The organism is Pseudoselenomonas ruminantium (assembly GCF_900113715.1).
GTDB lineage: Bacteria > Bacillota > Negativicutes > Selenomonadales > Selenomonadaceae > Selenomonas_A > Selenomonas_A caprae.
On the sequence record NZ_FOQK01000004.1, the window covers coordinates 1 to 14,955 of the forward strand.

Annotated in this window: 16 protein-coding genes; all 16 read left to right on the forward strand. The window is 49.5% G+C overall.

All coding sequences use genetic code 11. The annotated features are described in order from the left end of the window. Positions 1–1,561: YDG domain-containing protein (locus tag BM181_RS15230; protein ID WP_177207149.1), on the forward strand; the 1,561-nt coding region annotated here is incomplete at its 5' end. Positions 1,562–1,632: 71 nt separating this feature from the next. Then, complete coding sequence (locus BM181_RS02810; RefSeq protein ID WP_256211266.1) at positions 1,633–3,246, forward strand: ShlB/FhaC/HecB family hemolysin secretion/activation protein; 1,614 nt, start codon at positions 1,633–1,635, stop codon at positions 3,244–3,246. Between the two features lie 108 nt (positions 3,247–3,354). Then, on the forward strand, positions 3,355–3,768 hold the full coding sequence (locus BM181_RS02815) for a flagellar protein (protein WP_075442285.1): 414 nt from the start codon (positions 3,355–3,357) through the stop codon (positions 3,766–3,768). 183 nt (positions 3,769–3,951) lie between these two features. Continuing rightward, positions 3,952–4,230, forward strand: coding sequence for a flagellar biosynthesis anti-sigma factor FlgM (gene flgM / locus BM181_RS02820; protein ID WP_075442287.1), 279 nt, complete (start codon positions 3,952–3,954; stop codon positions 4,228–4,230). A gap of 33 nt (positions 4,231–4,263) precedes the next feature. Beyond that, positions 4,264–4,749 (forward strand): flagellar protein FlgN, encoded by a 486-nt coding sequence (locus tag BM181_RS02825; protein WP_075442289.1) that lies wholly within the window; start codon positions 4,264–4,266, stop codon positions 4,747–4,749. A gap of 52 nt (positions 4,750–4,801) precedes the next feature. Then, entirely contained in the window at positions 4,802–5,272 is a 471-nt protein-coding gene (flgN, locus tag BM181_RS02830) for a flagellar export chaperone FlgN (protein ID WP_075442291.1), read from the forward strand. A gap of 50 nt (positions 5,273–5,322) precedes the next feature. Further along, complete coding sequence (gene flgK / locus BM181_RS02835) at positions 5,323–7,110, forward strand: flagellar hook-associated protein FlgK (protein WP_075442293.1); 1,788 nt, start codon at positions 5,323–5,325, stop codon at positions 7,108–7,110. A gap of 26 nt (positions 7,111–7,136) precedes the next feature. Beyond that, positions 7,137–8,504: a flagellar hook-associated protein FlgL gene (flgL, locus tag BM181_RS02840; RefSeq protein ID WP_075442295.1), complete on the forward strand. Its 1,368-nt coding sequence runs from the start codon at positions 7,137–7,139 to the stop codon at positions 8,502–8,504. 83 nt (positions 8,505–8,587) lie between these two features. Continuing rightward, entirely contained in the window at positions 8,588–9,166 is a 579-nt protein-coding gene (locus BM181_RS02845) for a DUF6470 family protein (protein ID WP_075442297.1), read from the forward strand. A gap of 36 nt (positions 9,167–9,202) precedes the next feature. After that, the gene (gene fliW / locus BM181_RS02850; RefSeq protein WP_075428941.1) at positions 9,203–9,652 is read left to right on the forward strand and encodes a flagellar assembly protein FliW; all 450 of its coding nucleotides are present in this window, start codon (positions 9,203–9,205) and stop codon (positions 9,650–9,652) included. After that, positions 9,652–9,888, forward strand: a complete 237-nt coding sequence (gene csrA, locus BM181_RS02855) for a carbon storage regulator CsrA (protein WP_075442299.1) — start codon at positions 9,652–9,654, stop codon at positions 9,886–9,888. Before fliW ends, csrA begins: the two co-directional genes overlap by 1 nt. Before the next feature lie 39 nt (positions 9,889–9,927). Continuing rightward, positions 9,928–10,374 carry a flagellar protein FlaG gene (locus BM181_RS02860; protein WP_075442301.1) on the forward strand — a complete coding sequence of 149 codons (447 nt, stop codon included), beginning with the start codon at positions 9,928–9,930 and terminating at the stop codon, positions 10,372–10,374. 16 nt (positions 10,375–10,390) lie between these two features. After that, positions 10,391–12,526: a flagellar filament capping protein FliD gene (gene fliD, locus BM181_RS02865; RefSeq protein ID WP_075442303.1), complete on the forward strand. Its 2,136-nt coding sequence runs from the start codon at positions 10,391–10,393 to the stop codon at positions 12,524–12,526. A gap of 68 nt (positions 12,527–12,594) precedes the next feature. Then, entirely contained in the window at positions 12,595–13,008 is a 414-nt protein-coding gene (gene fliS / locus BM181_RS02870; protein ID WP_033171354.1) for a flagellar export chaperone FliS, read from the forward strand. Then, entirely contained in the window at positions 12,998–13,348 is a 351-nt protein-coding gene (locus BM181_RS02875; RefSeq protein ID WP_075442305.1) for a flagellar protein FliT, read from the forward strand. The genes fliS and BM181_RS02875 overlap by 11 nt, the downstream gene beginning before the upstream one ends. A 211-nt stretch (positions 13,349–13,559) precedes the next feature. Beyond that, the gene (locus tag BM181_RS02880) at positions 13,560–14,867 is read left to right on the forward strand and encodes a flagellin N-terminal helical domain-containing protein (protein WP_075442307.1); all 1,308 of its coding nucleotides are present in this window, start codon (positions 13,560–13,562) and stop codon (positions 14,865–14,867) included. Positions 14,868–14,955 lie beyond the last annotated feature (88 nt).

Below are 14,955 nucleotides of genomic sequence, written 5' to 3' on the forward strand. Positions count from 1 at the left end.
CAAGGTGCAAGTAGGCGGTTCCATCAACGGAATGTATGCTTCGGCACATGTCCAGCGTGATGCACAGGGCAAGGCAACGGCTCAGAATGTTAAGTATACGGGCTTTGACCTTGCAGGCGAAGGCAAAGATAACTATTATCTGATGACTAATGAGCTGCAGGGAACTGGTACGATCACTCCGCGTGCGGTAGGCGTATCGGTGAAGGATGGCCCTGTCAAAGAGTATGATGGCACAACGGCTATAGCAGGAAAATACGGAACGGCCGCGAATATTCAAGTAGATTCTGCTGGACTTATCGGCAATGATAAAGTGGCAATCAATGTCACGGATGCAAACTATGCGGATAAGAATGCAGCGGAAGGTACTAAGCATTATACGTATAATCTCGGTTGGGATAATGGTGACTATGACCTTGTTGCAAAGCCGGCAGAAGCCGGTGAGAAAGTACAGACAGCGGGCCTTTCGGGCACGCTCAGCGGCACGAATGGCACGATTACGCCACGTGTGCTGGCGGTGAATTCTCTGGCAAATGCTGAGAAGGAATATGATGGTACAACTGCGGTGAAAAATGCAGCCGCAAATGTTGGTATTCATGAACGCATTGTCCGTGGCGATGATATCGGACTTACAGCTTCAGCGGAATATGATAATGCCAATGCTGGTGTAAGCGAAGACTCGGATGAGCTCATCCGTCACAAGGTAAACTATAAGCTGAACTTGGCAAATAGCAATTATCAGTTGGCTGAGAATGAGGTACAAGGTGAAGGTACTATTCGCCGCAAAGGTCTTGAAGTTGTAGCTGAGCCTACTGCTATCAATGCTGGTGATGCTATGCCATCCTTTACCGGATATGTCAGCGGGGTACTTCCAGCAGATAATGGCGTGGCAGATATGTTTACGTTCCATCCGAGTGCTGGTGTTACTACGGCGACGCCGGGTGAATATGCTGTTTATGGCTGGTATAAGGGAAATACGTCCGGTAATCTGGGACAGAATTATTCGTTCAGTCAGGCTGCTGGAAATGATACGGCCTTTACGGTCAATCTGACAGACCCAGGGCGGGAGTACCATGACACGGTCAACCCGAACAGCAGCTTTATCCCCGATCGTACGGCTTACAAGCAGGCGGCACTCGATCCAGCCGCAGCTGGTGAATTCCGTAGTACGGGTAAGGCAGCACTTGAGTATCGCGATAAGAAGGGAACTGTGCTGGGCGTTACGACCATTGGCAGTGGCGATGTCTATGAGAATGGCAATATCGCGCAGAGCAATAAATCTGCTGGCGGTGCAAACAGCGCTGAAAACGCCAGCGGCACAGGCAGTGAAACTGGTAGCAGCGGTCTTGAGGCGATTGCCCGTGTAGAAGCTGGAGGCAAAAATAAATTAGCACGTATTGGCATCACAGGTGACGACGTGGTAAATATGGAAAACGTCGATGCCGGCAACGTGGCTCAGATTGAGGTCGATGGTGATGGCAGTATTGTAAATCTGGAAATTGTTCCGTTGACGACGGAATCGCCGGAAAAAGACGCGCAGGCGGAAATTCAATCGATGGGTTGAGAAAGAAGGGCTAGTAAGAAATGCAGAATCCGTGGAAGAAACGAATCACAGCAGGAGTAACCGCCGTTTCTTTGCTCAGTTTTATGAGCGGTACAGCGCTGGCAGCATCGTCACTGACTAAACCTGGCGAAGATGTCGCGGCGCAGCTGCCAAAACCGGCAGCGAATGTTGAGGATTTGAATCCTGAGGGAAAGACCAGTGCGCTTGAAACGGAGTTTACGATTGTGAACTTTCGCCTTGAGGCACCGGATCTTTACCTCGATAAAGCCGAGCTCACGCGCATCTTGCAGGATGGCATGGGCGAGAACAAGACAATGACGCAGCTCAATGTGACACTCAATTCGCTGACGCGTTACTGCCGTCAGCATGGATATCCGGCTGCGGCTGCCTATGTGCCGCCACAGACGAGTACCGATGGCATGATTACCATCCGTGTCATTCCGGGACGCTATGGTGAGATCAAGTTTGACAACCAGACACGGATGAAGGAAAAGGTTATCCAAGGCTTTGTCAATGGACTCAAACCTGGTGAGATCATCCGTACGAAAAATCTTGAGACGGCGCTTTATACGCTGTCAGATATCAGCGGTACCCGGGCTGTTGGTGTGTTGAGCCCTGGCAAGGAGCTCGGTACAAGTGATTTGACGGTGCGTTTGGAGAAGAGCAAGGGTGAGAACACCATCCTTTATGTTGAGAATTACGGCAGCCAGAATACGGGCCGTTACCGCTATGGCCTGCAGCATAATATCTATGACGTTGGTGGCAATGGCGGCAAATTGTCTGCTGGTACACTGATATCCAATGGTGGTCTGCATAACTACTATGCCAACTATGAGATGTTGGTAGGCCATGGTGGTACGACGCTTGGTTTTGGCTACAGCCGCATGGATTACACGGTTGGCGGAGCACTCAGTAATTTGGGGGCTAATGGCGTAGCCAATACGGTCAGCCTGTTTGGCAGCCGGCCGATCTATCATTATACGGATAGCGGTCTCAATGTGTCGTATGGCTATGATTATCGTCAGCTGGAAGACAATATCGATAAATTCAGTCAGAAGGGCAAGAAACATTCCCATAGTGTCCGTGCTGGTGTCGACGGATTTGTTCGTGGTGATGGCTATGCGGTCAACTATGATGCCAAGGTAGTGACTGGTACTGTGGGTATGGACTCGGAATATTCACGTCTGTTGGATAAAGGGGCTAATACTGCAGGCCGCTATACCAAGCTCGAGGCGAAAGCCACAGCGGTCAAGTCGCTGGGCCATCGGGCAGATGTGCTCGTCAAGGCCAGCGGCCAGCTTGCAAGCCGTAATCTGGATGGTTCGGAGGAAATGTACCTTGGCGGTGCCAATGGTGTGCGTGCGTATCCGCAGGGTGAAGGCTCAGGAGATGTCGGCATCATGGGCACGGTAGAGACGCGGTTCTATACCGATGTACCGGGGCTGGTGTTCAGTACTTATTTTGATATGGGGCATGTTACTTATCAAAAGAGCGGTGAGCCGCCTGTGGGCACGAAGTCGAGTGGTATGACACTCAAAGGCTGGGGGGTAGGGCTTGCCTATACGAAGCCCAACGACTGGTTTGCGCGTCTTGACTATGCGCGCCGCATTGGTGGCGATCCGAATCTTTCGGAGGCTGCTAAGGCCAAGGGGCGTGTCTGGTTTATGCTCGGCAAGATCTGGTAAAAACAAAATAATAAGGCGGCAGGCAGGAGAACCCAACCTGTCTGCCGAATTTATTTCTTAAGTGCAACGTAATTGCCAATAGGGATACAGTGATAGGAGTGACAGAAAATGGCAGGGAAAATCAAGAATTGCCCGATGTGCGGCAAGCTGTTTGCAGATAATGGGACACGTGTATGCCTGGACTGCTATGATAAGATCAAGGCAAAAGAGGCGGAGGTCGTCAATTACGTCCGCGATAATCCGGGGGCGAAGATTCCGGAAATCGTCGAGGCTACCGGGGCTCCTGAGGGCATGATCAAGAAGATGATCCGTGAAGGCCGCTTCGAGCAGATCGGTGTCAAGATGAGCTATCCGTGTGAAAAGTGTGGGGCGCCTATCATTACGGGCAAGATCTGCCAGAGCTGTCAGGAGGAAGTGCACAAGGAGCTGCAGAAGAAGGCATCGGCCATCACGGCAGCTAAGCAGGCCGCAAAACAGCAGGCGCAGGGCCATGGCATGTATTCGAAAAATAAGCTGAGCTGAAACGGATACGCAATAGATAGAAAAACGGAGTATTTAAAAGATATTCCATTGTAATCACGAATAATGGCTGAAAAGCAGGAGTTAAGTCTCCTGTTTTTTTTTACGATACTTTTACCAGAAGACAGAATAAGAATCCCTTGTGGATCTTGATAAAGTCCAAAATGATGACAGGTGGTGAACCAGATGATAATCAATGGCAACATTCAAGCGGTGACTGGTGCGTACAATGTCAGCACGGCGTCCGGTACGAAACGGGCATCGGCAGCACGTGAGGCGCATGAGAGCGATGCGGTTGTGTTCTCGAGTGAGGCACAGAGCTTCAGCAGCATGCTGCAGAAACTCAAGAGCATGGATGACAGCCGCGAGCAGAAGGTGGCGGCACTGCGCCAGCAGGTAGCTGATGGCAGCTATCAGGTAGATGCACAGAAGCTGGCAGGCAGCCTGCTTGATACGCGTTACTGATACGGATTCGATTCCTGATGATGGAGGCAGTCTATGTGGCAGGATTTGGCAGCAACACTAAACGAACTCAATAAAATCTATCTGCAGCTCATCGAACTGGGCAAAAAAAAGCGGGGCGCATTGGTGTCCATCGATATGAAGACTTTGGAGAGTCTGCTCAAGGATGAGGATGCGTTGACGAAGAAAATCAGGGATCTGGAACAGCAGCGCCAGAAGGCATTGATACATTTGGCGGTGCAGAACCGTGCCATCAAGAAGGATTCCAAACTTGAAGATTTGTTGCAGTTTGCGCCGAATGCGCAGTTCAAACAGATTTTAGGGCAGCTCCACAAGTCACTGTCGGAGAACACGGCAGCGGCCAAGGAGCTCAGCGAGGGCAACAGCCTGCTGATCCGTGGGGCGATGCAGGCCGTTGCTTATCATTTGAATCGAATCGGTGGTGCGACGGTCGAGCCAACTTATGGTCATGGCGGCGGCGAGGTCGTAAGCCATCGGAAAAATTACGAATTTGACGCCTGACACTTGTTGCAAGACAGTAGGGCGTCAAAATTTTGACAAAGGTGGGGAGAAAATGAATGAGGCTGTGAAGCTGCTGCGGGCACAGATGCTGCTGAGTACCGAGTGCCTGGAGAAACTGCGGGCCGTCAAAGAGGCCCTGCGGGATACCAGCAATGGCTTGGGGGTGAATGCAGCGGTGCAGGCCCTGGAGACTCCCCTCGCAAAGCTTGGCCAGATTGCCAAGCTGCAAGACAAGTTCCTGCAAGAAGCGGAAAACAAGAGGATGACAGCCTATGCGGCCAGCATGCCGGACTCTGTGGAGAGGGATGCGGTCATGCGGCTTATAGCACGAGTCCATGGATTGGAGAATGAAATGCAGAAGGAACTGGCATCGACACAAGCGCTCTTGCAGCGCAGCAAGGATTTTGTGGATTTTCACATCAATGTGATGACACAGACCGCGGCAAATGATACCTATGCACCGCCAGGAGCAACTGAGGTAGAGAACCACCGCGGTATCAAGATGTTCGATGCGAATGTCTGATACCTGATGCAGTTGGATTTGTAAGGAAATGAAAGATAGGGTGAGATAATATGCGTTCAACATTTGCCGGCCTCAATACGATGGTTCGCGGTGTATTCTCCAATCAGCTCTCGCTGGATACGGTTGGTCATAATATCACGAATGCTTCGACCGAAGGCTACAGCCGCCAGAAGGTGAATCTGGCAGCGACAAGAGGACAGAATGTTTCGTCTCTTTATGGACAGGTCGTGGTAGGAACCGGTGTAGACTCCATGTCAATCGAACGTGCGCGTAATGTCTATGCGGATAAACAGTATTGGCAGGAGACGTCGACCCAGCAGTATTATAAAACCACGCAGGTCAACTACGATAAGATAGAGGCTGTCTTTGATGACTCCGATAAGACCGGCATCCGTCATGCGATGGATGAGTTCTATAATGCCTGGCATGATTTGCAGACGAATGCGTCAACGGCTAGTGCACGTGTGGCTGTCATCGAAAAAGGTAATATCCTGTCAGACAAGCTCAAGACAGCTGGTGAGCAGCTGCAGACGCAGATCAATGCACAGTATGACGACATGAAGACGACGGTCGATAAGGTGAACCAGACGACGGAAAAAATCGTTCTGCTTAATAAAAATATCATGCAGCAGGAAGCGACTGGTGGCACGGCTAATGATCTTCGCGACCAGCGTGATTTGCTTGTCGACGAACTCTCGAAGTATATGAACCTCAATGTCTATGAGGATGACAAGGGAATGTACTCGATTGTGTCCAATGGTATCTCGATGGTCGGCGGTGTCAACCGGTTGACGCTAGAGATGTCAGATCCTGTCAACAATGCAGACTATGGCATCAATGATTATGTCATTAACATCAAGGAATCAGGCGTAGCGTTTGTTCCACAGAATGGTGCTCTGCGGGCTCAGCAGGATACGATTGCTGAGGACAAGGCTTATCTGGATAAGGTGGCCAATATGGCGGGGTTCCTGCTCACGACCTTCAACAATATGCATCAGCAGGGGGCGGGCATCAACGGCACGGATACCAATATTGGCACGTTCCTGACTGATGCCAATGGCAATCTGATGGATGCCGCTGGTACATCGGCATATACGGGGCCAGCTTACGGTTTGAACTTTTATGGTGATGACAATACGGTTTATGAGTGGGATTCAACGAATAACTGCGTCAAAGCTACGAATTACCAGGCTGGTACAGTCGTGCGCTCGATTTCTGCTGTGTCGTCGGCTACGAGCACGGTGAATATCGATATCAAGGGCAAGGTGGCATCGACCGATAATCTCAAGGGCATCAATATCATCAAAGCACTGACGGTCAATAGCCAGATTTCGGCGACAAGCGGTCAGAATCTGATCGCGGCACGTACGCTGAGTGTTGAGGAGGATACTACCTCCACGGGGGCTTTAGCGGGGACTTACAGCGTAAAGCCTAACGGCACCAAGGACGGCACGAATGCTGTCAATATTGCGGCACTCATCAATATGAGTAAAGATGAAGCTGTGAAATATAACACGGCAATAATCAAAAATAATGGTTCACCGGTATCGACGAAGGACCGGTCGACAGATAAAGACTCGCTCAATGCTTATTACATTGCGGCGATGTCGCAGCTTGGCAGCGATGCGGAATCTATTAAGGATAAGGAAAGTGCACAAGAAGATCTGATTACGCAGATTGTCAACTGGCGTTCCTCGACAGCTGGTGTTGACTGGAATGAGGAACTCACGAACATGATTACGTTCCAGAAGGGCTATAGTGCCTGCTCGCGCTGCCTGACGACCATGGATGAGATGCTCGATAAACTTATCAATAGCACAGGTACGGTCGGCAGATAATCTTTGAACTAACGAGGTGAAATAAAATGTCTATTCGCGTAAGCAGCAATCAGATGGTTTACGGCTATCAGAAACAGCTCAATGATGCCAACTACCGGCAGACGAAACTCCTGGAGCAGGGCGACGGCAGCAAGCTGCACCGTCCCTCGGATGATTCGGTAGACTACTCGAAATATCTCCGCTATACAGTATCGGAAAATGAGAATACGCAGTATCAGGAAAATGTCAATACGGCGATTTCCTGGATGAAGACGTCGGATGCGGCACTGGTCAATATGACGGCTATCCAGACTACCTTCAAAGAGAAAACCGTAGCTGCTGCCAACAGCACGAACAACAGCGATGATATGAAGGCTATCGGTAAAGAGATGATGGCTGAGATTCAGGAGCTGGTATCGCTCGGCAACACGATGCAGGGTGACAGTTATGTATTCGGCGGTCAGAAGGATCTTACGAAGCCCTTTAGCATGTCGACCGGAGAGGACGATCGTGGCTTAGCCAAGACACTTGATGAGAACCAGTCGGCATATTTCAGCGGCAACAGTGGTGCTGATGATGCTGGCAGTCTGAAACAGATGCTTTCCCTAAAGGGGAGCGATGGGAATATTTATTATCTTAACACGAAGGATGGCTATGTTTATACCAAAGACTTTGTGGAAAATGGCTATAAAAATCGCGTGGCCAAGAATATCTCAAAAGTTAATCCCTCTACCGATGCTGCTGGTAAAATTGATTCTTTTGCCACTGGTGCAGATAAGGTATCCACGTATTTCATGAATACAGGTGCGCTTCGTACGGATTCAGATGCTGAGACGGCAAAGACAAATAATATGAAAATGACAGTTACGGATAGCAGTGGTAATCCGTCTGAGATTACGTTCACATTCATTTGTGTGAAACAGCAGATTGTCCATTATGCTGGTGATGACAAAGGCGTATCGATGGTCAAGAAGAATGGTACAACGGAGCCTGTAGCCGATACGGTCAATGTTACGGGGCCGGAAATCTTTGGCTCGGATATCTTCGATGATGCTAATTCGGGGAATAAGGTATCGGGAGCAGCGATGCTTAATCAGATGCTGACAGTCCGTGCACAGGTTGAGGGGCTGGATAATGAGTGGCTCAGCAAGGATGGACAGACAGTGGCTGATGGTGTGCATGCGACGACGGTCAATACGCAGACTAAGCTTGGCGCGCGCCAGCAGCTGTATGAATCGGTCAATACGATGCTCAGCAACCAGAATGAGCTTATCACTTCGGATATCACGAATGTCAGCTCGACGGATGTAGCGAAGCTGGCGGTACAGCTCATGCAGGAGCAGACCATCTATAATCTGAGCTTGTCGCTCGGTGGCAGGATACTGCCGCAGTCGCTGGCAGATTATCTGAGATGATAGCCTAATGGCGCAAAACATAGTATAATAAAGGTAAGTTAACGGATTAGCAGGATTTTCCTAGGGAAAGGGTGAAATAATCTATGCTGCGGTTAAATATGCGGACAACGCAACCGATGATTGGTATGCACACGCAGCTTGGAAAGCTGGAAGCCCATTCAACACCGGCAAAACTGCATAGTGAGAATCGGCAGGCCCGCTCCAATGCGCATTGGACGCAGCCATCCGTCGAGATAAACCAGTATCCGAGCCGGCATTCCTATGGCTTCACGAACCATACGGATTTTGCCAGGGAGCACGGTCAGCAGGGCATGAGTGACCTGAAGAAGACCACTTCCCGCTGGACGGAAGAGGCTTGGGACAATATCGAGAACGGTGGCAAGAAAGGCCGGCAGCCGGTCAAGCAACGGTATGACAGCAAGCTGCAGCAGGAAATCAGCAAGCAGCGCCATATCGTGGCCAATCTGATCCCTGACCCGGAAATCCACTTCACGCCGGTACAGGCCGAAGGGAATGTAGATCCTGGGGATGTGACGGTCAAGATTGACACGGAGGCCTTTGCGCAGACGCATTTCACGCCGGGCAAGGTCGAGACGTACCTGCAGCAGAAACCGGATGTCAGACGCTGGGTGACCGAGGGCAAATACGATATCTACGCATGACAGATGACGAAACATGCGGATTTGGAGGCGTAACGAATGAAAAAGGTCAACACATTACGGTTTGGCGAAATCGAAGTCGAAGAAGAAAAAGTAGTACATTTCGAAGATGGAATCCCAGCCTTTGAAGATGAGCATGAGTTTCTCATCATCCCTTATGATGATGAGAGTCCCTACGTGTTCCTGCAGTCAATCACGACGCCGGATCTGGCGTTCCTCATGACGATGCCATTCGTATTCTTCCCAGAGTATGAGTTCGAGCTTGATGATGACAGTCAGAATAAGCTTGGCATCAAAACCCAGGAGGACATGCTGATCTACACGCTCTTGACAATTCCTGGTGGCAAGGTAGCAGATATGACGGCCAATCTCATGGCACCCGTTGTCCTGAATCAGAATACGATGCAGGCACGTCAGATCGTGCTCGATAAGAGCCGCTACACGACCAAGCATAGATTGTTTCCGGAACATAAGGAGGAAAACAAATAATGCTCGTACTTACCCGTAAACCACGCCAACAGATTATGATTGGTGACAATATCGTCATCAATGTCGTTGAGGTTCAGGGCGATAATGTCCGGATTGCGATAGATGCACCGCGTGCGGTGAAAATCTATCGTGGCGAGATTTATCGTGCTATTCAGGAAGAAAACCAAAAGGCTGCAGCTCCGGCTCCACAGGATTTGGATCTCAGTGCTGCTTTGCCCCATAAAGAACAAGAATAAGGTTAGGGAAAACTCGATTCATTCTACGGAGGGATAACAATGATAGGTAAAGTTCAGGATATGGTAGCTTCTGCTATTGTCGTAGGTGCAGCTGAGAAGGCCAGTGCCAACAAGACGGCGGACAGCACGCAAAAGATCAATGCCGAAGTGGCGACGGCTAAGGCTTCGGATATGGAGTCGGTCAAGGAGCAGGTAAAGAAGAGCGATGACGCTCAGGAATCCAACAACCAGAAACAGCAAAAAGAAGACGAGCAGAAGATGGATGAGAACTCCGTCAGCTATATGACGAAGGAGCTCAACGATCTGATGCGCAGGATCGATGCCGATCTCGAATTCCAATATCATAAGGAAGTCAACACGATGTCGGTCAAGATGCTGGACAAGAAGACTGGTGAGGTGCTCAAGGAAGTGCCGCCAGAGGAAATGATCAAGCACATGATAAAGGCCAAGGATTGGCTCGGTGCATTCCTGGACAAGAATGCCTGATGAGGAGGTGTAGGGAATGAGTGTACAGGGAATTTATGGCCTGTCGGGATCAGGTATTGACGTTGACTCGATGGTCAAGGTTGGTATGCTGAATAAGCAGAGCCAATATGATAAGATGTATAAAAAAGAGGTCAAGAATGAGTGGATCAAGGAAGCTTATACGAGCCTTTATTCGGATCTGAATACATTCAAAACCTCGACGATGTCTACGTACAAGATGTCGTATACTACGAATCCGATGACGGCAGCCAGTACGAATTCGTCAGTGGTTTCGGCTACGGCGAATGCCGATGCTGCCAATATGAGCCATACGGTTAAGGTCAACTCGGTATCGAGCAATGCTTACGTGCAGTCGGAGAGTGCAATCACGCGCAATAATGCCAGTGCCGGCAATAGCATGTATATCAAGGATATAATTGGCGGCAGCAGCAAAGTTATTGGAATGGATGAAGATGCATATAGGGCAGTTTTGGATGGAGCCGCTACCGAAGAGGATAAAAATAAAATCCGCAATGAGGTGGCGTTATCCTTCGAAATCAGCAATGGTGATCCGAAGGATAAGAATACAACCACTGCTACGATTTCCTTCACGTATGCAGAGCTCTACGACAGCAAGCAGACCCTCAATGACTTGGCGGCAAAAATCAAGAATGCCAATGTCAATATGACGGCCACCTATGACTCGACGAATGATGCCTTCAGCATCTATCAGAAAGATGGTGGTGTCGACAATCAGATTGTCCTGGCGGTCAAGAATCGTACAGCTGCCGAGACGAAGGATGGCGTGACGACGAATGCCAATGCTGATGATGCAGCGCGCGCGCTTATCAACAATCTCAATCTGGCTAAGGTTGATGGTGACTCGATGACGTCGTTGCCAGAGCTTTCTGAGGCCTCGGATGGCGTAAGCTCGAAGTCTTCGACTGGCAGCATGACCAGTGTCAATACGACGGCGTATGAGAAAAATACAAGTCTCAATTCTATTGTTGCGGATGTTGATAAAAAGAAAATAGGGGAATATGGTCTGTCCTTCACTATCAATGATGGTACAGCCAGCAAGACAATCGTCTATACGGCTGAACAGGCTGCATCAAAGTCTATCAATGACTTGATGAAGGATATCAATGGTACTGGTCTTAATGTGACGGCATCGCTTTCCAATGATGGCAAGCTGACATTGACAAATGCGGATAGTACCAAGGATATCACGCTGACGATTGATGCGATGGACAAGACCGATACGGCAGCGTCTTCGCGGTCATTCCTCAATACGATGTTCAATGCGGGCTTGACAGCAGGACACACGACCGATACGTTGACGGTAGCGGGTACGAATGGATCGGTTACCATCGATGGTAAGGACTATGCGACGACGAGCAGCAAGATCAATGTTGCCAACGTTACTTATAATGTCGGAGCAGTAGGTTCGGCGACAGTTTCGATATCGCAGGATACGGATAAGCTTATCGAGAACGTCAAGAAGTTCGTCGAAGACTACAACAAGATGATTGACTCGCTTAACTCGAAGTATAACGAAACTCGTTACAGTGATTACGATGTCTTGACGAAGTCGCAGGAAAATGCGATGACACAGGATCAGATCACGAAGTGGAACGAGAAGGAAAAATCGGGCCTGTTGTATCATGATCAGACGCTTGGCAAGATTATCAGCGCAATGCGCGAGGCAATCTATACGCCGGTTGATTCGGTAGACAGCAATTACAATACGATGATGTCCATCGGTATCGAGTCATCGACGGACCGCGGTCATCTGCGCCTCGATGAGGATAAGCTCAAGAAGGCACTGGCAGCTGATCCGGATTGTGTCTATCAGCTCTTTTCTGCTTCGGGCGATGCGGTCAACGCCAAGGGTGAGTCCTATACGGACTATAATAAAGAAGGCGTAATCAACCGCATTACCGATAAGGTCAATGAGAATCTGAAGACGATGAAGTCGTACGCAGGTACGTCGTCATCAGCATCGGATGGCAGTACGCTTGGTGATTTGATTCTTGAGATGCAGACGAAGATGTCGAATTTCAAGACGATGATGGATGCGTTTGAAAAGTCGCTCTACAAGAAGTATGATGCAATGGAACAGGCCATCCAGCGCTTGAGCATGCAGGCCAATTATATTACTGGTGGCAATTAAGAGATCCTCTTTTGAGGACGGTGACACGTGACGTGTGACGGATAAAGTCCGTATTAGGAGGCAAATAAATGGTAAATAATGCAGCAGAAGCTTACAAACGTCAGCAGATTATGACGGCAACGCCGGAGGCGCTGACGCTTATGCTCTACAATGGCTGCCTGAAATTCATGAATGAGGGCAAGGATGCCATTGAGGCCAAGCAGTGGGAGCAGGCGAATATCTCGCTGCAGAAAGCACAGAATATCATTTCGGAGTTTCGCATTACGCTGAACATGGATTATGATATCAGCAAGCAGCTCATGCCGCTTTACAATTATACCTACGATCGTTTGGTCGAAGGCAATATGAAGAGCGATACGAAGCTGGTGCAGGAAGCAATCGATATTATCAAAGAACTTCGTGATGCTTGGGCGCAGGCAATGAAAAAAGCGCGTCAGGATCAGGGCACGAAGAATGCACAAGGTGACAGCTATGTCGGCTAATGATGCAATGGAACAGGCAAAGGCAAACTGGGAGATGTACTACACACTCTCCCAGGAGCTTTTGAAGTTCATCGATAAACAGGATATTGATGCGTTTACGGAGCTTACGCGGCAGCGCGATGTCATCGTCGAGCGCATGAAGGCTCTACCGGAGACAGAAGTTTATCGGCAGACGGATGAATGCAAGGCCTTGGTAGAGAAAATCAAGCCGCTCGATATGCAGATCATCTATAAGGCAAAATCGTGGCTCAATAAATCCAAACGGCAGAATGCTACGGTGCACGCCTACGATTTGCAGTCTGTCAATCCGGTTGGCAATATTCTTAACCGCAAATACTAAAAAAATAAAAAAGTATTTAAGGAAATCGGAAAAGCTTCGATATATAGTGTGTAAGAAGTTATTTAAGGTAATACGTAAGCTGCTAAGGAAAGCAATGGTGGTCAGCTAGCAGCCCCAAACTTACGGATCAGCTTACTATTATATAGCTAACGACGGGCATGGATGTCCGTTACAAAATAATTTAACTGTATTATCAGGGAGGAATATTATCATGGGTATGGTAGTAAAAAACAACATGTCGGCAATCTCGACGCTGAACACTCTGAACAAGAACAGCAATGCACTGACGAAGAGCCTGGCAAAGGTTTCTTCGGGCATGAAGATCAACGGTGCTGCTGATGACGCTTCGGGCTATGCGATTTCCGAGCGCATGCGCGTTCAGATCCGCGGCCTCGATCAGGCTAACAGCAACACGCAGAACGGCAGCAGCATGATGAAAGTTGCCGAGGGTGCAGTAAGCTCCACGGTTGACATCCTGAAGACTCTCAAAGAGAAAGTCATCAACGCAGCCAACGATACGAACACCGATAGCGACCGCGCTACGATCCAGAAAGAGCTCGACCAGAGCATCGACCAGATCAACGACAACGCTAACGTAACGTACAACGGCAAACTGCTCGTAGATGGTTCGCACAACAGCGAAGTCAAAGCTACGTCCACGGCTATGACGAACCAGAGCCTTTCCACGGCTACGACGGGGGATACGAAGTTCTGCGAGATGAAAGATCGTAACGGCAACAGCCTGAACATCAACTCGATGGACAAAGTTACGATTTCCTTCGTAAAACAGGGCAAGACCTACACGACTTCTGTCAGCGCTACGAACAGCCTGTCTGACCTCATCACGAAGGCAAACAGCCAGAGTTCGGCAGCATTCAGCACGGAGATTCGTACGAACTCCTACATCGGTAAAGATGTTGCTGGCGATACGGTTGCTACGGCTGATGCTACGAATGCACTGACGATTTCGGCTGGTGGTTCCTCGGTGACGAACCAGATTTCTGGTATCACGATTTCCGTAACGAACACGAAGGGTGCTGTCCAGAAATCTGCTAACGCAGTTCTCGACAACTTCTCCGAGTCCATCCGTGCACAGAACAAGTCCACGGACAACGCTATGGTTCTCCAGGTTGGCACGAAAGCAAACCAGAGCATCAAAGTCGGCCTGACGGATATGCGTGCAGAGGCTCTTGGTCTCCAGAGCTCCTCGGGTGCCAACATCCAGATTGGTACGCAGCAGCAGGCTAACGCAGCTATCAGCGTTCTCGACAATGCTGTAGCTAAGGCTCTTGATCAGCAGACGACGATCGGTTCGATCGAGTCCCGCCTCGAGTACACGAGCGCTAACTTGACGACGGCTTCCGAGAACGTCCAGAGCTCGGAGTCCACGATCCGCGATGCCAACATGGCCAAAGAGATGACGGAATACACGAAGAACAACGTTCTCATGCAGGCCGCTCAGTCCATGCTGGCACAGGCAAACCAGAGCAGCAGCTCGGTTCTCAGCCTGCTTCAGTAAGCGAGATTCCGGTAACGGATTTTACTACTCAGGTAGACGAAACCCTCTCCTTCGGGAGAGGGTTTTTTGTATGCATTGACGAATATAT